This window comes from Pseudomonadota bacterium, from assembly GCA_039028935.1.
Taxonomy (GTDB): Bacteria; Pseudomonadota; Gammaproteobacteria; order Steroidobacterales; family SZUA-146; genus SZUA-146.
Genome location: JBCCHD010000014.1, coordinates 59,633 through 82,522, shown reverse-complemented (window position 1 = coordinate 82,522; position 22,890 = coordinate 59,633). Strand labels below are relative to the sequence as shown.

Genomic DNA, 22,890 nt, shown 5'->3' with positions numbered 1-22,890 from the left:
TTGTCTGCGGATCGGTGCGCGCCTAATGAGACATACCGTAAGGCGTTCGAAAGTGGCTCATCGGGCTGGGGCGGGCAAAATTAGACAGTTTGCGGGCCGTTCCGCCATGATGGACACTGAGCAGGGGTAGCCGCGTCTCAATCGAGGCACAACCGCGACCTTTGCGGTCATACTCGGCAAAAGAGGGCCATAGACAGGTCGACAACATGACGGTGGAAACAATCGGCGGTGGGGCGTATCGCGACGAATGGGTGGGCGACCTCGAGGCGAGAGCGCGCGCGGCCATCCGGCAACTCGGTGGCGACCCTCGACTGCTCAAAGAGCGCGATTTGCCGCTCTACGCGGATGGCACGGGACTGGTTGTGGGGGACACGAGCCGCCGGGGCATCGAACATCGACTAACGCCTGTGGCGGCTCAGGCCTGGCAATCAATGAAACGCAGTGCCGCCGAGGATCAGGTGTCGCTAATTTTGATCTCTGGGTTCCGCAGCTTTGCGCGGCAGTTCGAGATCGTGCGGCGCCGAGTCGAAGCGGGTGAGGCGATCGACGCGGTTTTTCGGGTGCTTGCGCCGCCGGGTTGTAGCCAACATCATTCTGGACGCGCGCTGGATATTGGTACGCTCGGCTGTGAGCCCGCCTCTCACCATTTTGCACGCACCTTGGCTTACGACTGGCTGTGTCGCCGCGCCGGTGAATTTGGTTTTGTCCTGTCGTATCCTGAGGGCAATCGTTTTGGCTATGCCTATGAGCCGTGGCATTGGTATTTGCCGCAAGCCAATCACGGTCAGACGTCCTGAACGCACTCGCACTTGCCGGATCGGCAAGGCTCAATTGGGGGAATAGAAATGAGAAACTCGATCGCCAATCGCGCGACAACACACCAACCGCTCGGTCTTCTCGCCGGGCTATGCCTGCTGATGATGGGGTTGCAAGCTTGCGCCGCCGAACCAGAGAGCCCTGATCATCGCAACGGCGAGGTGCGCGAACAGGACGGGTATCAAGTGTGGAGCACAGAGCTCAATCGGTGGGTGGGGCCAGTGCAGTTTTGGCGCACCTACGCGGCGATGAACGGCGGTCTGACCTGGGGAGAGCGCTCGGAATACCCCGAATACAACAAGGTCAAGGAAAACGATCTGATGATTATTCAGGTCGACAGCGGTCCGTGTTTGATGGAGTTTTTTCATCGTCGCTGGCGGCGTGCCAATGACGTGCGGCGTTGGGATCCAAAATTTAATGAGCTGGGTGGCTGCCCCAACGTGTTCGACTGATCACGTACCCGTATCACTCGATGACCGTCACCAATCTTGATAATGAATTTGCGACGCTTACCGAGTATTGGTCGCCTCGCATTGTCGAACGCGTCAATGACCAGTACATAAAGGTTGCGAAGGTAAAGGGCGAATTTACCTGGCACAAGCACGACGATGAGGACGAGCTCTTTTACGTGGTCAAAGGCCAACTCACTATTCAGTATGAGACCTATGAGGCACAGCTTGGTCCGGGCGATATGCATGTGGTGCCGCGCGATACGCTGCACCGACCCGTTGCGGAAAACGAGTGCTGGATTTGTCTTGTCGAACCTGTGTCGACGCGGCATACGGGCGATGTGGTCTCTGCGTTAACCAAGTCGCACGACGAGCAGCTACGCTAATGGCCTCGTCGGTCGGTCAGCCGCCGCCGTTGTCGACAGAGCGGCTGCGTATTCGGCCGTTTGTGCTCGACGACGCGCCCTTTATTGTGGCGTTGCTCAACGACCCCGATTTTATTCGCCATATCCGTGATCGCGGCGTACGCACGCTTGCCGACGCGCGCGAGTATCTGGCCGGCCCGCTCGACAGTTATGCTCGCCACGGGTTTGGATTGTGTTGTGTTATCGAAGTGGCAAGCGGCCAGGCGGTGGGGATGTGTGGACTGCTCCAACGAGAGCGGCTTCCGGCCCCCGATATCGGCTACGCGTTTTTGCCAGCGGCTAGGCGAAAAGGGTACGCGTATGAAGCTGCGCGCGGTGTGCTCCAGTTCGCTGGCGCGCAGGGCATCGGGCGTGTGCTGGCGATTACCAATGAACACAATCGAGCGTCGCAACAACTGTTGACCAAGCTGGGGTTTGATTACCTGGAGCAGGTCGTCTTCGATGACGATGAGCCACCGGTACACTGCTACGAAGTGCGACTCACGCCCGCCAGCAGTGAATGACTCGATCGAACTAGATTGACGGTACGGGCGGCCAACAGGGTGAACACATGAATGCAGAGGTCGCCTTTGCACCCATCGCGCGAACGGACGCTCGGGTACTGATTTTGGGCTCAATGCCCGGCCGTCGCTCATTGACCGAACAGCAATACTACGCGCACCAGCAGAACGCATTTTGGCGTATCGTGCAGCGGTTTACGGGCGTGGCGGCCACCGAACCGTATACGCGGCGCGTGGCCGGGCTGCTGGCGGCGCGCATCGCGGTATGGGATGTCATTCATTCCTGCGAGCGGCCCGGCAGCCTCGATGCCGATATAAACGGCGACACCATTGCCGTGAACGACTTTGAACGGTTCTATGCAGACCATACGGACGTTCATGCTGTGTTTTTCAACGGTGCGAAGGCCGCCAGCGAATATCGGCGTCGGGTAATACCGATGTTGAGTGAATCGTACGCCCAATTGATGACGCAACAGCTGTTGTCGACAAGTCCAGCGAATGCGCGCTATTCGATATCAGAAAAAAGTGCAGATTGGGCAGCGGTTGGCGCGGCGTTGGTTTCGTAGTCAGCGGCTTTCGATACTGTCGCGGCGCCAATTATTGGGCGACCGCGAGTTGGTTAATCCGTCACAGAGTTTGTACAATCCGCGCATGACCGACTATAAGTATTACGAAGCCTCGCCGCATGAGATTCAGTCAAAGGCGCTTTGGCCCATGATTCTTGGCGTGCTCCTCGTCGCCACCAGTTTTCTATTACCACCGTATGGAGGTGCCGCTTGGGTACAGCAGTACGGTGAGTTGACCGCGCCTGTTATCGCGCTGTCGGATTCAGTAAAAACGGCCGGCGCGGGATTGATCACCGTGTTATGCGTGGCGCTTTTAGCCACGCGGCGACGATTGTCGAGTCAATATCGGATTAAAGAAGCCGTCGCGTTGATCGGTGCCGTTATTATTTTTGCGGCGGGCGGTGCGATGGTGAATGAAAACACAATCAAACCGATATTCGAATCGCCCCGACCCAACGTTGTGTGGTTGGCGACTCAACAGGCCAGCAGTGAGGCGGGATTTTCGGTCGACGCCTATCACGCTCGTGAGTTGGCGACAGATCGTGCCCGCTTCATGCAGTCGGCGATCAATGCGCTCGGAACCGACGTGCCTAAGGCGATCGGACAACACTGGGTAAGTGAGCCTGGCTACTCGTTGCCTTCCGGGCACGCCTTTGCGAGCTTTTTCATCGCCACGTTTTTTGTGTTCTTTGCAACATCGTTTGTGAGCACCCGTCGTCATCTGCTGTTTTATTTGCTCATACCTTGGGCCGTGATGGTGAGTTACTCGCGCGTGTTCCTCAATGCGCACCGCCCACTGGATGTCACGCTTGGCGCGATTCAGGGGCTAGCAATTGGCATTCTCGCTTGGCTTGTCGCGCGTTGGATTGTGCGCAAGCTGGTGCATAGTGAAATCGGTGCCTAATTAAAACGCCCAACCCCTCGACTCAGCAGTCGACGGCAAGCCGCGCGATAACCACACGAGTCGCCCAGAGTTAACATAAATCGCATGGCCAACACCGTTTTTGGCTGCGGTGTTGCGTGGTTATGACATCTTTGCCACGTTGCAGCCTGGCATCACTGAATTTAAACGCTCATTGCATTGATCTTGAGGGGCGAAACGCAGTAGCCTGAACCTTGGTATTGCTGTCGAATAACATCGTCATTCAACCGAGCGTTGTTACGCGCCGTTGAAACGAAGACGAGACTGTCGATATACGTTGAGATGGATATGCAACTAACTACGCGTTTTAGTCTGGCTGTCGCTGTTCTTATGGTCATGTCATTTGCTCAGGCGATGGATATTAGCTTTACGGACGTTGCCGGCGATGTGGGCCTAAGCTATGCCGGGCAAACCTTCGGTCATTCGTGGGGAGATTTTGATCGAGATGGGTTTGTTGATGTTTATGTCAGTAATCATGGCCGAGATACCCGTATCTACCGAAACGTAAATGGGCAGATGTTTCAGGACATGAATGGACAGGTGACCGGCGACCTCACCGGCGACGTTCATGGCGGCGCTTGGGGCGATTTTGATAATGACGGCGATCGCGATCTGCTGTTCGTCGTGGGTTCAGTTGGTGGGATTGGCTCGGCACCGAATAGGCTCTTGGTCTATGAGGATGGCGCCTTCGTTGATCGGGCGGCGGAATTTGGCTTGGATAATCCGCTGTCGCGCGGTCGAATGGTGACTTGGCTCGATTGGAATATGGATGGGCTACTTGATGTTGGCTTTGCTAACTGGCCTCGGCCCGATGATCAGGCGCCCACCTCAATTTATACGCGGCAAGGGGTTGATGCGGGTTTCGTGTTCGACAATGATAATCTCAACTTCACGACGAATTTGAGTAACAGCTTTTTGGGGTTGGTGCAGGTCAACATACAACCTGAACCGGCGATGCTTGTGCACACCGTGTTTGGGTTTCCAGAAGGTTTCTACAACATCTCTCAGGCGCCGTTTTTCTCGATCGAACAGGCTACAGGGTTGCCTAATGTGGCGTCGGTGGGTGATTTCCAGGCAGATGACTTCGACGGCAATCTCGATCAAGAGTTGTTCTTTGTTCGTCATGTCGATTTTAACGAAGTTGAACTGGTCTCCAGCACCGATTTGCGCGCGCGCGTTTTCGGCCAGTCCTTTGGGGAGTTGAGTTTTACGTTTGAAGCGGAAGGGCCGATCGAGGTGACGGTTGGTCCAGACTTCAATGTTGCGCGTACGGCGATCAACATTGGCCCAACCGAAATAGCCCCAGATGACTATACGTTTATTTTGGATCCAACCGATGAATCGGTTATCGGCACGGCGCTTCATTTGCTGACCGTATCGCAGCTTTATATTCACTTTGATGAGCTCGAGCAGCATTGGGTATTTGCGATTACGAACCGGTTGCGAGCCAATGTGCACGTCGTCGCTCAGAATCCAATTACTAACGTTCAAACCTTGGGCTTTACGTCAGATCAAGGTGATCTCACGGCAGTTAAATTTAATCAATCGCCCCAAGGTTACGAGAGTTTCCCTTTCGCCTTCGGTCTTCAGAACGAGTACTCGTGCCGCTCAATCGCCACGGCCGATTTTGATAACGACATGGACCTCGATGTGTATATGGGCTGTTCAAGTGGCGCGGTCAATCGGACCAACGTGCTGCTGGAAAACGATGGCACCGGTAGCTTTACGGAAGTGCCCAACAGTGCCGGTGCGGCAGGTACGATTGAAGGCCGAACCGACGTTGTGACGGTGGCGGACTACAACAACGATGGTTTCATGGATATTTTGGTGGCGAACGGCATGGGCGACCTACCCTTCGCGACAGGCGAGACAGAGCTGTTTGAAAACAGTGCCGATAACGGCAACAACTGGATACATGTTGATCTCGAAGGTGTGACAGTAAATCGCGATGCAGTTGGAGCGTGGGTCGAGATCACTGCCGGTGGTAAGACTCAGAGCATGCTGCAAGACAACGGCACCAAGCGCTTTGCTCAAGATGATCAGCGCATGCATTTTGGTTTAGCGGACAACTCGACGGTCGACCAGATTTTTATTCGCTGGCCGGGTGGCCAAGAACAAACCGTCGGACCCTTTGCAGCGAATCAGATCGTGCATGTTTATCAGAATGTGGACTCGGACGGCGACGGCGTTTTCGATCACCTAGACAACTGCCGAGCGCTTGCGAACCCTCAGCAGCTCGATCCGGATGCGGACGGGTTTGGTAATCGATGCGACCCCGACTTAAACAATGATGGGGTTGTGAACTTTATCGATGTGCAGCAATTTCAAGCGAGTTTTTTGACGACCGACGTGCCCGCTGATTTTAGCGGCGACGGCAGCGTGAACTTTGTCGATTTGGCCATCCTCAGTAGCTTCTTTTTACAAGCGCCGGGGCCCGGCGCGTTTGGGCAAGACTAAAAACCTTGTTTCGCTTCGATCACCAGCTGCATGCTGTCGATCCCTTCTTTGCTGGTTAGTGGAAAGGCTAGGTCAATGTGTATGACTTTATTGCTGCCGCCGCGCTGACTGGCCAAGCGTAGACCGACGCCGGCATTCACCAACAGATCATCGTTGGTTTCACCTAGAATATTTTCGCCCCACACTTGTCCTACATCGGCAAATATCGCACCGCCGACGCGGAATATACGCAGCGGGTAAAACGTGCTGTAGTAACGTTGTTCTACGGTTAGGACTGCGCGGCCCCGTCCGTTGCGAAAACGCGTAGGGTAACCGCGCAGTCCCGATGAGCCGCCGAGCACTGTAAAGTCTTCCAAGTCGGGTCGCTCGGAATGAGTGGCGCTAAAGCGAGAGAAAAATCGCCACTTATCCGATTGACGCACGCTGAAACTGACAAACCCATTGGCGCGCAAATTCTGAGGTCGCCCGGACTCGATGCGCGTATTGAGGTTTGTTCCAATTTGCCATAGGACGGTGTCCGGTGAGCCGATGCTGCGAGAGGCGTTTGCGCCCAAAAACACGGCGTCACGATCCGATCCTAACAATTGGGGCGCGTAGCCGAACAGCAATGAGTACTGAGTACCCAAATAGACATCTTCTGTGCGTTCAATGCTCTGAAAATTCTGAGTGGTCACGAAGTTGTCTTCGAGTACATTGAGCGACACGTACGGGTAGTAAAATTCTCGGTCTGCCGGTCGCGCGATCGCCAGTTGGGGGTCGTCAGACAACGCGAATCGCGTGCGATCACCGGTAACGCCGGCGGTCAGTCGACGCACCCAACCGTTTTCCCGGCCTCTGGACCAGCCTTTGAAGAGGTTAAACTGATTTGAGAGTTGCTGAAACTCGGCGATGTCGTCGCCGTTTCGATACCACAGACGTGAGCCCTCGAAATAGTTAAGGCTGCCGCCTTGCGCGCGACGACTGTCCAGCGAAAAAAATGGCTGACTTAGGCCCAGTGAAAACGCGCCGCCATCATCGCTGTTCACGATGCCGAGATTAAAGCGCAGTCGGTTAAGCAGAAAGTTATTATTGCTATACAAGAGGAGGTTTGATGTTCGCTCAAGCTCCTCCGCGCGCGAGAGCGTGAGGCTTGCGCCCGTGCCCAGCAGGTTGTCATCTTCAATGCCCAGCGTGTAGAACGTATCGCCACCGGTTTTTGAAAAATCGATTTCCGGTGTCAGTGTCCAGATGTCGCGCGTAGTGACGAGTAAGTCGACCACGCCATTCGCCACCTGTTTTACTGACACACGTGCGTCGAACAGGTAGCGGTTGTTTCGCAGAATGCGCTCGGTCTCTCGGATAGTCGTCAGGTTAAGTGCGTCGCCTGGCGCAAACAAAATCTGTGAACGAATGACGTTTTCGCGTGTGACAATATGAAGGCGATTAGCCAAGTGGTGAAGGGCTTTGCCGTTTCCCTTATCGGGGGACTCAAACACGTTGTGTCGCTGGATGTCGATTTGGCCGATGTGTGCGCCCCGCGCTTCGAGTTCCGCCAGGGTTGGCCAGGCCGCCACCGGAAGGTGACTGACAAAGGCGAGCATCACGATCCAAGTGCGAAATGCGGTCACGCGGCTTAACCATCCGTGAAAAGAGCAGGTAGTATACGGCGAAACAGACGCCGTCTGTGTGCGCGACGTCTAATAAAGTGTGTCTGACCCGCTCAGGGTTCTTAGCTTTTTGGGCCGATGAGTGGCTAAACTGCCACACCGCAGTCGCGTGTGAAACGAACACTCGACTGGGTGGTGACCCACCGTGAATAAATCGCCTTAGTGGCCTTGAACGATGCATTTGGGACGTCGCCGCGCGACGCTCAGTCGAACGACTGGATATTTGGCTTATGATGAGGGAGTGGATATGACCGACACGATTGCCTGGCACGATTTTGAAAAAATCGCACTGTGCGTTGGCACAGTCATTGAGGTGAAGGCGTTTCCAGAAGCGCGTCGACCCGCGTGGATTTTGCACATCGATTTTGGCGACAAAATCGGCAAGCGCAAATCCAGCGCGCAGATCACTCAGTTGTACACCCCCGACGATTTAGTCGGGCGCCAGGTGATCGCTGTGGTTAATTTTCCGCCGAAGCAAATCGGTCCGTTGATGTCAGAGTGTCTTGTTACCGGTTTTGCCGATGCGGATGGCGCGATCGTGCTCGCGCAACCTGAGCGCGACGTGCCTAACGGCGCGCGATTGTGTTGAAAAACACGGCATATTCATTCGATATCCGACAATCAATCGCCATGCAGCAGGATAAACCTGTTCAGCAACTACGCGTTGACCCCCCAAATTATGTACAATTCCGGGCCATCGGAGTGAAGTGGAGCTCTGATACTCGGTCGGGTGTGCACACAGGGAGTCCGCCGCCCGCATCACAGTAATTAAACGGGAGGAACAGCTCGTGGGTATGATGAGTGAATTTAAAGATTTTGCCATGCGTGGCAATGTGATGGATATGGCAATCGGGATTGTGCTCGGTGGCGCGTTTGGCAAGATCGTTGCCTCGTTCGTCGGTGACGTATTGATGCCGTTGATCGGTAAGCTGTTGGGAGGTGTCGACTTTACGTCGAAGTTCATCAACCTCAGCGCCGAAAACTACGACACCCTGGCTGCGGCCGAAGAGGCTGGGGCATCGGTATTGCGCCATGGCAATTTCATCCAAACCGTCGTCGATTTTGTGATTATTGCCTTCGCTATTTTCTTGGTTGTCAAAGCGATTAATAGCGCTAAGAAAAAAGAAGAGGAAGCACCACCACCGGCGCCACCGGCCAACGAAGTGTTATTGGCGGAAATTCGCGATTTGCTTAAAAAGCAATAAGCCATGTAGTTCGCAAAAAAGCCGGCTGTTTCGACAGCCGGCTTTTTTGTGTCTGAGCGACTCGATAACGCGCCAACGGTGGCGACGACTCAGGCATCGGTTAATGTCGTGCGTACGTCAATCGTATTGTGCAGCGTCCGATGCACCGGGCAGCGGTTGGCGATTTCCAGCATTCGCGCGCGTTGCGTCTCGGATAAGTCGCCATCGAGGGTTAATATCCGGTCAAACACATCGATGGGCTTGGCGTCGGCGGAATCGGACTTCTCCTTGCGATGGGTCACATGACAAGTGGAGGACTCGAGCGGCCATTGTTTGCGCTCGGCATACATTTTGAGGGTCATCGTCGTGCAGGCCGCCAACGATGAACTCAATAGATCGAACGGCGCGGGTCCCGTGTTGGTGCCACCGACTGTCACGGGTTCGTCGGCCAGCATCGGGTGACCACCCACGTTCAAATGCGTTTTAAATCCGTCGGCGCGCGTGCGGGCGGCGGCGCCATGCATGCCTTCCTGAGGATAGGACGATTGCTCGGGTTCGAGGGATAAAAACCGTGTCGCCCACGCCGCGATCATTTTGCCGACGTACTCGGAATCTTCGCGGCGCGTGAGCAAATGATCCGCGTTATCAAGGCTCACAAAGCTCTTGGGGTGTTTCGCCGCTTTGAAAATGTCGGTCGCGTTGCTGATTTCGACGGTGTCATCGAGCGGCGCATGCATGACCAGTAAAGCCTTGCGAAGGTGCGCGACGGCGTCGAGCGCAGATTGATGTTCGATATCGTCTAAAAATTGGCGCTTGATCGTGAACGGACGCCCACCCAATGTCACATTGGCTACGCCGTGTTGTTGTATTTCGTCGCGTTTGCTGGTCATGAGCTTGGCCACATGGGCAGGTTCTGACGGTGAACCGATAGACGCCACGGCAAGCGCAGAATCAATTCGAGCGGCGGCTTTTAGTACTGCCGTACCACCCAACGAATGACCGGCGAGTAATCGAGGTGCGTCGAAATGCGCGGCTAAAAAGTCGGCGGCGGCGACCAGGTCGTCGACGTTGGAGGAAAAGTTCGTGTCAGCGAATTCCCCTTCGCTGTTGCCAAGTCCCGTGAAATCGAAAATCAGTGTGGCGATACCGGCCTCAGCGAGCGCGCGCGCAATATTGCGGGTAGCCGCAAGATTCTTGGTGCAGGTAAAGCAATGGGCAAACAGTGCATACGCCTTGGTCTCACCTGTGATTGGGGTGATGAGGCGGCCGGCCAGGGTGTCGCCGGAGCGGTTGGTAAAACTCACCGTCTGTGTGCTCACAATGTCTCCTTCAAGTGACGGATTAGACCGAGCGCTTTACAATACCGCGAATGGTTGACGCAGGCTTAACATTTACCGACGACACGATTGTCGCAGTGGCGACACCTCCAGGACGTGGTGGCGTCGGCATTGTGCGCGTATCCGGAGATCGAGCCGCAAAAATCGCCAAGGCGATCGGTGGCCGTGTACCGCCCGCACGCGTGGCAACGGCCGCCACCTTTCGAGATGCGGTCGGCGAGGCAATCGATCAGGGCATCATGTTGTATTTTGCTGCGCCAGCTTCATTCACCGGCGAGGATGTGTTGGAGTTGCACGGTCATGGCGGGCCAGTACCGATGGACATGCTCGTACACAGCTGCATCGCCCTCGGCGCGCGACTGGCGATGCCGGGTGAGTTTTCAAAGCGCGCGTTTCTCAATAATAAAATCGATTTAACTCAAGCCGAAGCGATCAGCGACCTGATCGACAGCGCCTCGCAGCAGGCTGCACGGGCGGCCGTGCGGTCGTTGTCGGGCGAGTTTGCCAAACGGATACGCATGCTGGTGATTGCGCTCACCGAGCTTCGTATGTACGTGGAAGCGGCGATTGATTTCCCCGAAGAAGAAGTCGATTTTCTGGCCGATCAAGAAGTGCAGCAACGAATTTCTTCACTTGAGCGATTGTTTGTCAATTTGCAAGAAGACGCTCAGCAGGGCCAGCTTCTTCGCGATGGCATGGTGCTTGTACTGGCCGGACCGCCCAACGTCGGCAAGTCCAGCTTACTGAATCGATTGGCGGGTTATGACGCGGCGATCGTGACGGCGCGACCCGGCACGACACGGGACGTGTTGCGCGAGGATCTGCATTTGGACGGTATGCCGCTCAGGGTGATCGATACGGCGGGTTTGCATGATTCGGATGATGAAATTGAGAAAGAAGGCATGCGGCGTGCGCGGGAAGCAATCCAACACGCGGATCACGTCTTGGTTCTCAGCGACATCAGCGACGTTGACGCGCCGTCGTTTACGGAGAATCTCCCCGACGGTGTGCCGGTGACACGGGTGGTGAACAAGATTGATCTTTCCCCTGATACGCCGCCCGGTAACCAGGGCGACGCCATGCTGTATGTGTCAGCCAAGTCCGGTGCCGGTATTGATTCGCTCAAGGCCCATTTAGCGAACGTGATGGGATACAGTGCGGTCGACGGTGGCAAACTCATTGCGCGTCGTCGTCATATACACGCGATTGAGCGCGCCTTTGCGCACATGGCGCTGGGTCGAGACGCGCTCTACAACATGAAGGCAGGCGAAATCATGGCTGAGGAATTGCGACTGGCGCAGCAGTGCCTGGGCGAAATCACGGGCCGTTTTACCAGCGATGACTTGCTCGGTCAGATTTTTTCGCGTTTTTGTATCGGCAAGTGAGCCTGAATCAGAGGTGATCTATTCGGTTTTTTTGCGCGCGCCAAACGAGCCCACAACAATATTGACCGCGGTGTTTTGATAATCGCTTTGCTCGATGCGTCCAAGCTGACTTTGGTCGATCTCGACCCGATTTCGGCCTTTGTTTTTTGCTTCGTAGAGTGCCACATCCGCGCGTCGAAGCATGTCTTCGATTGATTCATCCATTTCATACTGGCTGACCCCCGCTGACAAGGTCACCCGAAACACTTCATCAAACGAGGATTCTTCGGTCACTCGGCGAATTCGCTCAGCGCAACGAATGGCGCCGGCCAACGGTGTGTCAGGCAACACAACAATAAACTCTTCGCCGCCGTACCGACCGAAAAAACGATCTGTGACCCCGTGATCCACCAGGTCCATGCCGCGTAGTGTGCCTTTAATGCGTTCGGAAAAAGCCATGAGTACGCGGTCTCCCGCTAAATGGCCGTAGCGATCGTTGATGGTTTTGAAGTGATCCAGATCGAGCAAGCACACCGAGAACGTCGAGCCGGTACGCTGAGCACGCGCCACCTCTTGCTTCAACGCGTCCATGATGTAGCGGCGATTGAACGCATTGGTCAGATCGTCATGACTGGCCAGCTTGCCGATTTCATCGAGCGCCACACTGAGATCGCGATTACGTCGCCGCAGCTTATCGCGAAGCTGGCTCACATGACCCGCAAACACCGTGGCCCAGGCGACCAGACTGAGCAACACGCCGCCGCGAATTAACTCGGTGGCCACATCAAAGCGGTGAGGGAAAAAGACCGCATCCAGTGCGACCACCAGCGCGTAACCGGACACGGCAACCGCCGCCAGGGTCGCCATTTGGTGTGTGCGCAAACGGAACAGTCCAAACATGATGATCATGGTGTAGACCGACAAGAACAAACCGCGATGTTGTGCGTCGGCAAACATCAGGCAGAGCATCCAGGCCAGCGCCACCATTTGCTGAGGAATCGTTAGTGATGGATCGTCGTACTGTTTGTTGTAGCCGGAGCGAATGACCCAATAAAAATACAGGTTGCTCAAGCAGACGCCTGCGAAGATCACCATCATTAGATCGGTGCTAATTAGGCTATTGCCGGTGACCACGCTGAAGCTGCCGAATCCGACCGCGATCATGTACGACCCGAACGCCAAGAAGAAACGCTTGAGAATCAGCGTTTGCTTGGGATCGTTCTTCGGAAAGAGTCCGGGCATGGGGTGGCCATTGAACTGGGTGCGCAGTGGACCACAGCGTCTCAGTACGACCATTTTTATGGTGTGACCGGTGTCTCAAATGCCTTGATTTATAGGGAAAAAGGACTGGTTTTGGTATTAAGTTAAACCGGTTTTGCGCCGTTATTCTCTGTGCGCCGTCGGTTTCAGGCGAGCGTGGAGTGGTCGGTTTGGTTTGCGCTCGTTAGCCCAGCCCGCGTTCGCTACCGATTAGATGGATAAAAGCGTCTTCGAGCGAGTCTTGGCCACTGAGTGTGCGCAGAGAATCGATGCTGCCCTCAGCGGCGATGGTGCCGTCGGCGATGATAACGGCGTGATCGCACAATGCCCCGACCTCCTGCATCACGTGGCTGGAAAATAATACGCATTTACCCTGCGCTTTGAGCGCTCGAATGATGCGCCGAAGCGCGCGCGTGGCCATCACGTCGAGTCCGTTAGTGGGTTCATCGAGCAAGATGTTTTGCGGTTCGTGGATAAGAGCTCTGGCAAGGGCGACTTTCGTGCGCTGACCCTGCGAGAATCCTTTGGCTCGACGGTGCAGTATGTCCTCCATGTCGAGCAGTTCGGTCAGTTCGTCGATGCGGCGTCGAATGACGTTTGCCGGCAGTCCATACAATTTGCCAAAGTACGCCACGTTTTCCTTTGCGGTTAAGTTGGGATAGATGCCGGGGTTGTGCGTAAACACCCCCATATGGCGGCGCGCCTCGAGCGGATTTTGCCTGACGTCGATGTCGTCGACCAACGCCGTGCCTTGGTCTGGCTCGAGGATCGTATAGAGCATGCGAAGGGTGGTGGACTTGCCGGCACCGTTCGGTCCTAGCAGACCCGTGATCACGCCGTTGCTCGCGGTAAAGCTGACGTCGCGCACAGCGTCTACCTCGCCAAAGGATTTTTTTAACTGCTTTGCAACAATCACGGTGCCGATCCTGAGGGGCTAATAAAAAAGGGAGCGGGCTGCTGAACATCGAGACACTCAATATCGAGGGCCGCGTGGTCGGCCGTGCTGACAAAGGTTGCGAGCAATGTCGGCATGCAGCCGAGCTGAATCTGGCCATGCCCTTGGCCAGGCAGTGTGATGGCGCGGGCATTGCCCAGATAACGCGCGGCACGATCGCCATAAGCAGGCGGCGTAACCGGGTCCACTTCACCGGACAGCACGAGCACCGGCACGTCACTGGCAAACGGTTTGGTGAAGCCGTCATCGATCGGGCCCGAAGGCCAAACCGTGCAGGTTTCAATCAGACTCTGGTAAGAAAGGTCGCCCATGTACGCATTCATTAGCGTGGAACGGTCGATCCCCTCCTCGGTATAAAACGGCACGTCTTCGGTGCATACCACTGAATTGTGCATGCCGTACGCGAGCATGGTGCCAAGATTTTCCGCATTCAGTAACGCTTGTGCAGCAAGTGGCTGCAGGTTGCCTTGATCGGCTTCATTGATCATGTACGGCAGCAGGGCCGCGGTTTCGGGTGAGTAGCTCATCAAGCGCACAGCCATTAATAGATCGGTATAGCCAAAGTCGTCGAGCGACCGCTCCCCTGAAATGGGGTCAACGAACTCCAGCGCAATCGGCGCTGTTTGGGTGCGCTCAAGCAGACGCGTGAATTTGCGTTCAATGTCGCCGAACGCAACGTGACAGTCTGAGTCATTAATGCAGCGCGAGAAAATTAAGTCGAGCGCCCGTTGCGCGTCGGTGGCAATGGCTGGTCCCAGTGGTACATCGACCGGCACGACGCCATCGAGTACAACGGTGCGGGTGTGCTGCGGGTACTGGCGAAGATAATGCTGCGCCACGCGCGTACCATAGGACACGCCATAGATATCGAGTGTGTCGTAGCCCAGCGCGGCCCGCAGCTGATCCAGGTCGCGTACCGCCAGGCTGGTGGTATAAAACCGCGTATCGTCGCCCAACGTATCGAGGCATTGCTGCGCCAGAGCCCGCACTTGAGCCGGTGAGTAATTGCTGAGGTCCGCATCAGTGTCGTCAAACTCACACGCTTGGGCATTGGACTTTCCTGTGCCGCGCTGATCGATCAAAATAATGTCGCGCTCGCGTCGCACACGTTCAAACGCGCCGCGCAAACTGGCGTAGGCCTGCGTTGAAGCCTGGCCAGGTCCGCCGGCAATAATGGTAAAGGCGCTGTCGGCGGCGGCTCGCGAAAGCGCCGGCACTTTGGCGACAAACAGGGTCACGGTAGCCCCGTCGGGCGTTGCAGGATCGAGCGGTACGATCAATTCACCACACAGTGCTTTCGTGCGGGTGAACCCACCAAATCCCTCGATGCGGCACTCACTGAGCGCCAGCGCCTCGTTGGCTTGGAGTGGGTCGTCAGTGCAGGCGTTCAGCGCCCACAGCGTGGCCAACAAGAACAAGGCAGAGAGCGGACGACGCACGACGCGTGCGGGGTGGCGGAAGTGGGTCATAAGCCCGAAGAGTCAGCAAAAAACGGCCACAGTTTACACCAATGATCGGAACGAGTTGCGTCAGGGCGCGGTGTGCAGTGGCTTGGCGCGTCAAGACCAGTTTGCCCGATGGTGGCCGTGCGACAATGGCCCTTAAGAAAGTGTGAGTGGCGAAAATTTGGCCATTTTCATACAATCGCCCGCCGTAGGCGACTCCCCCCACTCTGTGGGTGCCGCGTAGCGGGAAGTGGGATTCGGCAGAAGGCGGCGCGTGCGCGCTGATCAGAGCAATATGAGCAGTACATTTGATGTCATTGTGGTCGGTGGTGGCCACGCCGGCACCGAGGCGAGTCTCGCCGCGGCGCGCTCGGGTGCGCGCACATTATTGCTCACACAAAACATCGAAACACTCGGCATGATGAGCTGCAATCCTGCGATTGGAGGGATTGGCAAAGGGCATCTAACGCGGGAAATCGATGCGCTCGGTGGCGTGATGGCCAAAGCGGCGGACGCCGCCGGGATTCAGTTTCGGGTGCTCAATGCGAGCAAAGGTCCTGCCGTGCGCGCGACCCGAGCACAGGCCGACCGCGCACTGTATCGACAGTACGTGCGCCAGGCCCTCGAGCAAGCGCCTAATCTCACGTTGTTCCAACAAAATGTTGAAGATCTACTATTGAGTCAGGACCGAGTGACGGGTGTTGTCACGCAGATGGGTCTTGAATTTCATGCGCAAGCGGTCGTGCTCACGGTGGGCACATTCCTCGGCGGAAAGATTCATATCGGCCGCAATCACTACTCGGGGGGTCGCGCGGGTGACGCGGCGTCGATTGGTCTTGCCGAGCGACTGCGCGAGCTGCCGTTTTGCGTCGAGCGATTAAAAACCGGCACGCCGCCTCGACTCGATGGGCGCACAATTGATTTTTCGCGGCTCACTCCACAGCCCGGAGACGATCCGCGACCGGTGTTTTCGTACACGGGCAGCGTTGACGACCATCCTCGACAGGTGCCGTGCTATCTCACGAAAACGAACGAACGTACGCACGACATCATTCGTGCGGCCATTCCAGACTCGCCGATGTACAGTGGTGCGATTGACGGTGTGGGGCCGCGCTATTGTCCGTCGGTAGAAGACAAAATCGTGCGCTTTGCGGACCGCACGTCACATCAGGTGTTTGTTGAGCCAGAAGGATTGACGGTATCGGAATACTACCCAAATGGTATTTCCACCAGTTTGCCGTACGCCGCGCAACTGGAGTTTGTGCACAGTATTGCCGGCTTTGAGCGCGCGCACATAACGCGGCCGGGGTATGCGATCGAGTACGACTTCTTTGATCCGCGCGGTTTGCATCACACACTCGAAACCCGCTACATCGATAGCCTGTATTTCGCCGGTCAAATCAATGGCACAACCGGTTATGAAGAGGCGGCTGCTCAGGGCTTGCTGGCTGGAGTTAATGCGGCGCGCCGTGCAGCGGGTACTGATGCCTGGTATCCCCGCCGCGACGAGGCGTACCTTGGCGTGTTGGTGGATGATCTGGTGACGCAAGGCACGCAAGAGCCCTATCGCATGTTTACCTCGCGTGCTGAGTACCGACTTTTACTGCGCGAAGACAACGCCGATTTGCGCTTGACGCCAGTCGGCCGTGAATTGGGTCTCGTCGACGATGAGCGGTGGGCGCGCTTCAATCGAAAGCGCGAGGCGATTGAGCAAGAAACCGCACGCTTGGCTGGGATCACTGTCCATCCTCATCACTTGTCCGACGAACAACAAGCGGCGATGGGTGGCATGAGTCGTGAAGCCAAGGCACTCGAGATGCTCAAGCGTCCTGACATGACCTATGCGACGCTCACGGATATCGAACGCGTCGGTGCGCCGGTTGATGATCCCCAGGTGGCGGAGCAGATCGAAATACAGGCGCGCTATGCCGGTTATATTGTGCGTCAACAATCCGAGATTGCGCGGCATCGTAAGAACGAATCCCTGCGCATCCCGGCGCATGTGGATTACGACACCGTTAACGGGTTGTCGAACGAGGTTCGCCAAAAACTCAAAGAGATCCAACCGGCCACGCTGGGCCAGGCGGGCCGCATCGCCGGTATGACCCCCGCCGCGCTGTCGCTGCTGTTAGTGCATCTTAAAAAATCCGCTTGACGCGGTGTGCACCGTCACTATCGCCGAGACTACGCCCCGGTTCGAGGTTCAAACACCGATCATCGTTCGCCTGCATCAGGTGCCGGCGTGTGGCGATAGCCGCGTCGGATGGTGAGCTGGAATCGGTCTAGCGGTGGTGTGCCAGGCCACTTGCTAGCGCAGAGTTTGAGGTTAGGGGATCGAATCGGTGAGAAAATAGACAAAAAGCCGGAAATCAGGGCTTTTTTTCGTTGCACCGAGCGCCGAAACAGGTACACTGACGTCGCTGGTTTGGGAGAGCTTCACTGAATTTTCACCCATCCAGTCTGGTTTTACCGAGTAAGTCGGCGTAAGCCGACCGTTAGTTTTTTAAGAGGATAGTATGTCAGATCTAATTACGGGAACCGTTAAGTGGTTCAATGACGAGAAAGGTTTTGGTTTCATCGAGCGCGAAGGCGGCAAAGATGTCTTTGTCCACTTCAGCGCGATCAACGGCGAAGGTCGCCGCACGTTGACCGAAGGCCAACAAGTCACCATGAAGGTTACTCAGGGCCAAAAGGGCCCACAAGCCGAAGAGGTTACGCCTCAGTAACAACGGCTGTCTCGACGATACTATCGTTCGACGCTGAGTTACGACAAAAGGCCGGTTCCGTGAGGAGCCGGCCTTTTTTCGTCGGCATCCGTTTGATAATCGAGTTGCCGGTGCGGGTTAATGCATCGGTTACGGGTTCGACACAGAGTGAACATGGCGCTGATCAAAACCCGTCTGACTAAAATGAGGGATAAAAAATACCCGCAGTCATGCGGGTATTTTAGTGTGTCGTATCGGCGCAATCCCGCGCTGGCGCGGGTAAGGCGTGTTAGAAGGGAAGCGGCACCGGCAGATCGTTGAGTAACAATACGCCGTCTTTGTAACTCATGCGCGCTTCAAAGGCGCCGTCTTTTTCTTCGACAAAACCCATCATCGAAGCCATCATGAAGCCGTTGGCCACATCGGGCGACAGCTCACTGATCGCGCTGACGACTCCTTCCGGAATCACCATGTTGCCAGAGGCTTGGCCATTGGCCATCACGGCCGGCAATGAGGTAGTGCCGGGCGGTAGCTGCATGTCGAGATCCATCTTGAGTGTATCGCCGCCCATTTCCACATTGAAACGCTCGAGTGTGAAGCCCACACCCTCGGCCAGCAGATCTTGCATCGCTGCCATCATGGCTGCGGGGTCTTCAAGCTCCGACTCATCCGCTAACGCGGAGGATTGAAGTTCTTGCGTCAGCTCAATGAATTTTTCCAGGGCGGCGGCGTTTACATTGTAGATCGCGCTCATGTCGATTCCATCGATGTTCATGACGGAGGTTTGAATGTCGCCGATCAAAAAGTCGGATTGGGCAATCGCGCGTCCATCGTCAACCGCCATGCTGCTTTTTACCGCCAGGTCGTTGAGTTCGAATGAGCCGGCCTGAGCCGCTGAAAAACGCATGTTGTCGAGTTTAATGTTGGTTTCGCCCTCACCGAGCTTGAAGCGTCGGATGTCATGCGTGCCCTCAATAGTCATCTCGCTGGTATTCATGGTGCCTTCTGCACTCGCAAGCTGAACGCTGCCGAGCGAACCGCTGAAGGTTGATTTGTCTCCAATCGTTGCGGAGATATCGGCACCATCCCAGCTGACGGTTGCCTCGTCTTCGAGTTTGAAATTGTCGATCGGGTCGGCCACGATGCGCGCCCATTGGCCAGCGCCAAGCGATGAGTACACGGTAACGGGTAGCTCGATCATCTCGCCGTTGCCGTATTTCAGCGACAGCGCACTTTCGGTTTGCGCGATGGCAGGACGCAAACCGCCTTTGGCTGGACTGGCCAGCGGTATCACGCCATGGGTCGCTTTGGTTTCGATGACCAATTTTGGCAACCCGTCATGATCCGCACCACCAATCAGATGTAGGCCGGCCGCGACCGCCGGATCGGTCAGGTCAAGTTCCACCGTTTGATCACTGCTGAACCAGCCGCGCTCAAACGACGAATCGGCAAGCTTAAAGGGACCCTGCTCGATCATCTGGGTGTAGGCGCTTTCCTCTTTTTCGATGGCGGATTCGACCAGGAAGCCGGTGACGCCGGGCGCGACAATAAACACGATGAGCGCTAGGGCGAGGGCAATTTTCAGGAACTTGGACATGTTGATTTCCGTGATTTTTCAAGGGTAAAAGAGAATACCACGGCCGTTCGGGGCGGGCACCCCAATCACCGTTTCAGGCGCGGCAATGGGGCGACGAAGACCGTGCGTGTAAGCATGGCTGTTGCCGGTCGTGAGCGGTACACTACCCACGGTCGCATCAATACGGTTTTGCACGGTCGCGTGCGCATGAACAACCGGCTTGGATTGCCGACGCGTCGTTCATTTTCCGCCTGCTGCGTCTCGCGGCGGGCGTAACCCAACATCGGAGCACACATGTCAGGTTCATCATCAGTGATGCCAAAATACACCGAAGTGGGCGAGGGCATCTACGCCGTTGACACCGAGTATATGCGCCCGCTGATGGACGCGAGTCATTTGATTGTCGATAAGGGTGAGGCGGCGTATGTCGACACCGGCACGTCACTGTCGGTGAGCAATCTCCTCGCGGCGTTGGCCGACATCGGACTCGATGTTAGTGCCGTCACCGCCGTTTTTCTGACCCATATCCACCTCGATCACGCGGGCGGCGCCGGTGAACTCATGCGTCACTTGCCCAACGCGCGTGCCTACATACACCCGCGCGGTGCGCCCCATATGCACGAACCGGAAAAGCTCATTGCCGGGACGATAGCGGTATACGGCGAAGCGCTGTATCACGCCACCTACGGTGAGATTGTGCCGATCGAAAAAGCGCGCATCGTTGAAGTCACCGACGGCATGCGCGTGACAGTAGGCACACGTGAATTCGAATTAATCCATACGCCCGGCCACGCACTGCATCACTATTGCCTGGTTGATCAGTCCGCTGAGCTCGTGTTTACCGGCGACACGTTTGGCGTGTCCTATCGCGAAACCGATACGGGCAAGGGAGCCTTTATTATTCCCACTACAACGCCCGTGCACTTCGATCCCGATGCCGCTCATGCGTCGATCGATCGAATTATGAGTTATGCACCCAAAAGTGCGTATCTGACTCACTATAGCCGCGTCACCGACCTCGAGCGACTGGCGGGCGATCTGCATGAAGGACTCGATCGGTATGTGCATATCTGTCAAGACTGTGAGGACGCAGATGATCGCGTGCGGGCCATTTTTGAACGACTCACTGACTACGTCTTTGGTCGATTGGACGAGCATGGTTACGATGGCGACTACGACGCGCGCAGCAGTATCCTAAAGGGTGATTTGATGCTGAACGCCCAAGGCCTGGACGTGTGGTTAAAGCGTCTGGCGAAACAGCGCGCCAGGGCGGAGGTATGATTTACCGCATTACGCTGGACGTGTTCCGCGTGCCGCGCCGCGTGTGCCAACGCTCGGCACCCGCCGATCGCAGCCCGTCGATTCATGGGACAAACAGCGGTAAGTGGGCATGAAAGAGGCTCACTATTCGCGTGATACTGCCTTAGCGCAACTCGCCGAGTTTGAAGAGGCGGTGGTGGCGACGCTGGCGACACATAGGGCTCACGCGCGAGCGAATATTGATGGCCTCGATGCCGCAACCGGTTGGGCGCCGATCGGCGACATTCTGCGTAACCTCGACATTGAGCGCTGGATCGATGAGGGGGGCATGGATGCGACCGCTTTCCAGGCGTTTTTGGCAAAGTACCTGAACTACAGCGTCAAATTTCGCCACCCTGGCTACATCGCGCATCAAGTCTCAGTGCCCGACTACCCGGCCGCCCTCGCGTCGCTCATCAACGGCGTCACCAACAACCCGATGGGTATTTTTGAAATGGGCTCGGCGGCCGCCACACTGGAGTTCAGCGTCATCAACTGGATGCTCCGTAAGGTTGGCTGGCCGCCGCAGGTGCTTGACGCGGCCCCCGGCGCGCCGCCCACCGCCGGCGGTGTGATGACCCACGGTGGATCGCTGGCAAACCTCACCGCGCTGCTCGCCGCCCGAGCTCGTGTCGCGCCGGATGCCTGGGAACAGGGGGTACCACATGACTTGGCGGTGCTGGTCCCGGCAAGCTCGCATTATTCCAACGCGCGAGCCGTATCGATTCTTGGGCTTGGCCGACAGGCGGTTTATGAACTGGAAGTCGATGCGTTTGGGGTGGTGCGTGTTGATCGTCTGGAGCAGGCGTTGGCCACCATTAAGTCGGACAACCGGCGCTGCATGGCGCTCATTGCCAATGCGTGTTCGACAGCCACCGGGTTGCATGATCCACTGCGACCGATCGGCGAGTTTTGCCGTACGCATAATATTTGGTTTCACGCCGATGCGTGTCACGGCGCGAGTGCGCTGATGAGTCCGGCGGTGCGCCATCATCTCGACGGGATTGAGCTGGCGGATTCCATCGTGTGGGATACCCACAAGATGATGCAGGTGCCCGTGTTGAGTGCGGCCGTCCTTCTGCGCGATGTCAGTGATTTTGATCGTGCGTTTCATCAAGAGGCGAGCTATCTCGCCTACGGCCAGAGTCTCGATAACTACGACACGATCACCCGCACCGTTGAATGCACGCGCAGCGCCATGGGCTTTAAGGTGTTTTTGAATCTCGCCTGGCGGGGCGAGGCGGCACTCGGTGACTATGTGCGTGAGCGCTACGAAGCGGCGCAGCGCTTTTATGCCCTGATTAGCGCCCGCCCGGGATTCAGTTGTCCCTATCGGCCCGAGACCAATATTCTGTGTTTTCGCTACGGCGAGGACGATGCCGAACAGGAGGCGGTGCGTGAACACCTGATGCGCACCGGACAGTTTCACATCACCTCGACATTGCTCAATGGCCGGCGCTACCTTCGCCTCACCGTGATGAATCGATTGACCAATGAAGCAACGATCGAGCGTCTGCTTGACGCCATTGAGCAAACGGCTCAAGAACGCCGCAACCCCTGACGCGGCATTAACGTACTGCATGGCTCACGTGCGGTATGAGTGATACCCTTTGGCACAGTTGAAGACAGGTTGGCGCTTGCGCTGCGTATCGAACCAGGAGTACATCCCGGCTACACCTCAGCAACCCCAGCGCACCTGAGTATTTTTCGACAAGCAGTGGCCGATGGTAGTAACGCCGCCCACTGTTGGGTATGTGATTCGTCTCTGAACAGGAATTTGATAATGAAAACACTCGTAACACTACTGGGTTCGGCCGCAGCACTGGCAAGTGGCGCGGCTATGGCGCACCCAGGCCATGAGCATCATCCGTTTCAAAGCAGCCTTCACGCCGAAAGCGGGTGGCTGATCGCCGCCATCGTGGTGGCGGTGCTGGTCACGGGCGCGGTAATTCGTCGCCGCAATGGTTAATCGCACGCGATTATC

At 56.4% G+C, this 22,890-nt stretch carries 21 protein-coding genes; 15 read left to right on the top strand and 6 right to left on the bottom strand.

Going from position 1 to position 22,890, the window contains the following annotated elements; genetic code table 11:
• Positions 1-206: 206 nt before the first annotated feature.
• The 7 genes from AAF465_08895 (at position 207) to AAF465_08865 (ending at position 6,135) form a co-directional block, all read left to right on the top strand.
• Entirely contained in the window at positions 207-797 is a 591-nt protein-coding gene (locus AAF465_08895; GenBank protein ID MEM7082839.1) for a M15 family metallopeptidase, read from the top strand.
• A 48-nt stretch (positions 798-845) separates the two neighbouring features.
• Positions 846-1,268 carry a hypothetical protein gene (locus tag AAF465_08890; GenBank protein MEM7082838.1) on the top strand — a complete coding sequence of 141 codons (423 nt, stop codon included), beginning with the start codon at positions 846-848 and terminating at the stop codon, positions 1,266-1,268.
• Between the two features lie 20 nt (positions 1,269-1,288).
• Positions 1,289-1,651, top strand: a complete 363-nt coding sequence (locus tag AAF465_08885) for a cupin domain-containing protein (protein MEM7082837.1) — start codon at positions 1,289-1,291, stop codon at positions 1,649-1,651.
• Positions 1,651-2,193 (top strand): GNAT family N-acetyltransferase, encoded by a 543-nt coding sequence (locus tag AAF465_08880; protein ID MEM7082836.1) that lies wholly within the window; start codon positions 1,651-1,653, stop codon positions 2,191-2,193. The genes AAF465_08885 and AAF465_08880 overlap by 1 nt, the downstream gene beginning before the upstream one ends.
• 47 nt (positions 2,194-2,240) lie before the next feature.
• Positions 2,241-2,756, top strand: a complete 516-nt coding sequence (locus AAF465_08875) for a DNA-deoxyinosine glycosylase (protein MEM7082835.1) — start codon at positions 2,241-2,243, stop codon at positions 2,754-2,756.
• Between the two features lie 85 nt (positions 2,757-2,841).
• Positions 2,842-3,660 carry a phosphatase PAP2 family protein gene (locus AAF465_08870; GenBank protein ID MEM7082834.1) on the top strand — a complete coding sequence of 273 codons (819 nt, stop codon included), beginning with the start codon at positions 2,842-2,844 and terminating at the stop codon, positions 3,658-3,660.
• A gap of 306 nt (positions 3,661-3,966) precedes the next feature.
• The gene (locus AAF465_08865) at positions 3,967-6,135 is read left to right on the top strand and encodes an FG-GAP-like repeat-containing protein (GenBank protein ID MEM7082833.1); all 2,169 of its coding nucleotides are present in this window, start codon (positions 3,967-3,969) and stop codon (positions 6,133-6,135) included.
• On the opposite strand, the gene AAF465_08860 is transcribed toward AAF465_08865, so the two are convergent.
• Entirely contained in the window at positions 6,132-7,742 is a 1,611-nt protein-coding gene (locus AAF465_08860; GenBank protein ID MEM7082832.1) for a hypothetical protein, read from the bottom strand. The two genes, AAF465_08865 and AAF465_08860, sit on opposite strands and share 4 nt — an antisense overlap.
• Before the next feature lie 286 nt (positions 7,743-8,028).
• Here AAF465_08860 and AAF465_08855 point away from each other — a divergent pair, with 286 nt between their 5' ends.
• Positions 8,029-8,370: a tRNA-binding protein gene (locus tag AAF465_08855; protein MEM7082831.1), complete on the top strand. Its 342-nt coding sequence runs from the start codon at positions 8,029-8,031 to the stop codon at positions 8,368-8,370.
• Positions 8,371-8,575: 205 nt separating this feature from the next.
• The gene (gene mscL / locus AAF465_08850) at positions 8,576-8,986 is read left to right on the top strand and encodes a large conductance mechanosensitive channel protein MscL (protein ID MEM7082830.1); all 411 of its coding nucleotides are present in this window, start codon (positions 8,576-8,578) and stop codon (positions 8,984-8,986) included.
• An 89-nt stretch (positions 8,987-9,075) separates the two neighbouring features.
• Here mscL and AAF465_08845 read toward each other — a convergent pair whose 3' ends face one another.
• Entirely contained in the window at positions 9,076-10,284 is a 1,209-nt protein-coding gene (locus AAF465_08845; GenBank protein MEM7082829.1) for a bifunctional alpha/beta hydrolase/OsmC family protein, read from the bottom strand.
• Between the two features lie 50 nt (positions 10,285-10,334).
• On the opposite strand from AAF465_08845, the gene mnmE reads away from it, so the two are divergent.
• Entirely contained in the window at positions 10,335-11,687 is a 1,353-nt protein-coding gene (mnmE, locus tag AAF465_08840; GenBank protein MEM7082828.1) for a tRNA uridine-5-carboxymethylaminomethyl(34) synthesis GTPase MnmE, read from the top strand.
• Between the two features lie 18 nt (positions 11,688-11,705).
• Here the strand turns inward: mnmE and AAF465_08835 are convergent, their stop codons facing one another.
• The 3 genes from AAF465_08835 to AAF465_08825 form a co-directional block, all read right to left on the bottom strand.
• The gene (locus tag AAF465_08835) at positions 11,706-12,908 is read right to left on the bottom strand and encodes a GGDEF domain-containing protein (protein MEM7082827.1); all 1,203 of its coding nucleotides are present in this window, start codon (positions 12,906-12,908) and stop codon (positions 11,706-11,708) included.
• A 202-nt stretch (positions 12,909-13,110) separates the two neighbouring features.
• Positions 13,111-13,842, bottom strand: coding sequence for an ATP-binding cassette domain-containing protein (locus AAF465_08830; protein MEM7082826.1), 732 nt, complete (start codon positions 13,840-13,842; stop codon positions 13,111-13,113).
• Positions 13,839-15,320 (bottom strand): alpha/beta hydrolase, encoded by a 1,482-nt coding sequence (locus AAF465_08825; protein ID MEM7082825.1) that lies wholly within the window; start codon positions 15,318-15,320, stop codon positions 13,839-13,841. Before AAF465_08825 ends, AAF465_08830 begins: the two co-directional genes overlap by 4 nt.
• Positions 15,321-15,621: 301 nt before the next feature.
• On the opposite strand from AAF465_08825, the gene mnmG reads away from it, so the two are divergent.
• Together mnmG and AAF465_08815 are read left to right on the top strand one after the other, a co-directional pair.
• Positions 15,622-17,481, top strand: a complete 1,860-nt coding sequence (gene mnmG / locus AAF465_08820; protein MEM7082824.1) for a tRNA uridine-5-carboxymethylaminomethyl(34) synthesis enzyme MnmG — start codon at positions 15,622-15,624, stop codon at positions 17,479-17,481.
• Positions 17,482-17,842: 361 nt separating this feature from the next.
• Positions 17,843-18,052, top strand: a complete 210-nt coding sequence (locus AAF465_08815; protein ID MEM7082823.1) for a cold-shock protein — start codon at positions 17,843-17,845, stop codon at positions 18,050-18,052.
• A gap of 268 nt (positions 18,053-18,320) precedes the next feature.
• On the opposite strand, the gene AAF465_08810 is transcribed toward AAF465_08815, so the two are convergent.
• Entirely contained in the window at positions 18,321-19,628 is a 1,308-nt protein-coding gene (locus AAF465_08810; protein MEM7082822.1) for a DUF945 family protein, read from the bottom strand.
• Positions 19,629-19,901: 273 nt separating this feature from the next.
• Here AAF465_08810 and AAF465_08805 point away from each other — a divergent pair, with 273 nt between their 5' ends.
• The 3 genes from AAF465_08805 to AAF465_08795 all read left to right on the top strand — a co-directional run bounded on the left by AAF465_08805 (position 19,902) and on the right by AAF465_08795 (position 22,875).
• A complete protein-coding gene (locus tag AAF465_08805; GenBank protein ID MEM7082821.1) occupies positions 19,902-20,888 on the top strand; it encodes an MBL fold metallo-hydrolase in 987 nt (328 codons plus the stop codon).
• 109 nt (positions 20,889-20,997) lie between these two features.
• Entirely contained in the window at positions 20,998-22,467 is a 1,470-nt protein-coding gene (locus AAF465_08800; protein ID MEM7082820.1) for a pyridoxal-dependent decarboxylase, read from the top strand.
• A gap of 222 nt (positions 22,468-22,689) precedes the next feature.
• A complete protein-coding gene (locus AAF465_08795) occupies positions 22,690-22,875 on the top strand; it encodes a hypothetical protein (protein MEM7082819.1) in 186 nt (61 codons plus the stop codon).
• Positions 22,876-22,890 lie beyond the last annotated feature (15 nt).

What these genes read in the sequence shown, in the direction of transcription:
- AAF465_08895 (MEM7082839.1), top strand. Translation starts at nt 207, where the DNA reads ATGACGGTGGAAACAATCGGCGGTGGGGCGTATCGCGACGAATGGGTG.
- AAF465_08890 (MEM7082838.1), top strand. Translation starts at nt 846, where the DNA reads ATGAGAAACTCGATCGCCAATCGCGCGACAACACACCAACCGCTCGGT.
- AAF465_08885 (MEM7082837.1), top strand. Translation starts at nt 1,289, where the DNA reads ATGACCGTCACCAATCTTGATAATGAATTTGCGACGCTTACCGAGTAT.
- AAF465_08880 (MEM7082836.1), top strand. Translation starts at nt 1,651, where the DNA reads ATGGCCTCGTCGGTCGGTCAGCCGCCGCCGTTGTCGACAGAGCGGCTG.
- AAF465_08875 (MEM7082835.1), top strand. Translation starts at nt 2,241, where the DNA reads ATGAATGCAGAGGTCGCCTTTGCACCCATCGCGCGAACGGACGCTCGG.
- AAF465_08870 (MEM7082834.1), top strand. Translation starts at nt 2,842, where the DNA reads ATGACCGACTATAAGTATTACGAAGCCTCGCCGCATGAGATTCAGTCA.
- AAF465_08865 (MEM7082833.1), top strand. Translation starts at nt 3,967, where the DNA reads ATGCAACTAACTACGCGTTTTAGTCTGGCTGTCGCTGTTCTTATGGTC.
- AAF465_08855 (MEM7082831.1), top strand. Translation starts at nt 8,029, where the DNA reads ATGACCGACACGATTGCCTGGCACGATTTTGAAAAAATCGCACTGTGC.
- mscL (MEM7082830.1), top strand. Translation starts at nt 8,576, where the DNA reads ATGATGAGTGAATTTAAAGATTTTGCCATGCGTGGCAATGTGATGGAT.
- mnmE (MEM7082828.1), top strand. Translation starts at nt 10,335, where the DNA reads ATGGTTGACGCAGGCTTAACATTTACCGACGACACGATTGTCGCAGTG.
- AAF465_08835 (MEM7082827.1), bottom strand. Translation starts at nt 12,908, where the DNA reads ATGCCCGGACTCTTTCCGAAGAACGATCCCAAGCAAACGCTGATTCTC.
- mnmG (MEM7082824.1), top strand. Translation starts at nt 15,622, where the DNA reads ATGAGCAGTACATTTGATGTCATTGTGGTCGGTGGTGGCCACGCCGGC.
- AAF465_08815 (MEM7082823.1), top strand. Translation starts at nt 17,843, where the DNA reads ATGTCAGATCTAATTACGGGAACCGTTAAGTGGTTCAATGACGAGAAA.
- AAF465_08810 (MEM7082822.1), bottom strand. Translation starts at nt 19,628, where the DNA reads ATGTCCAAGTTCCTGAAAATTGCCCTCGCCCTAGCGCTCATCGTGTTT.
- AAF465_08805 (MEM7082821.1), top strand. Translation starts at nt 19,902, where the DNA reads ATGTCAGGTTCATCATCAGTGATGCCAAAATACACCGAAGTGGGCGAG.
- AAF465_08800 (MEM7082820.1), top strand. Translation starts at nt 20,998, where the DNA reads ATGAAAGAGGCTCACTATTCGCGTGATACTGCCTTAGCGCAACTCGCC.
- AAF465_08795 (MEM7082819.1), top strand. Translation starts at nt 22,690, where the DNA reads ATGAAAACACTCGTAACACTACTGGGTTCGGCCGCAGCACTGGCAAGT.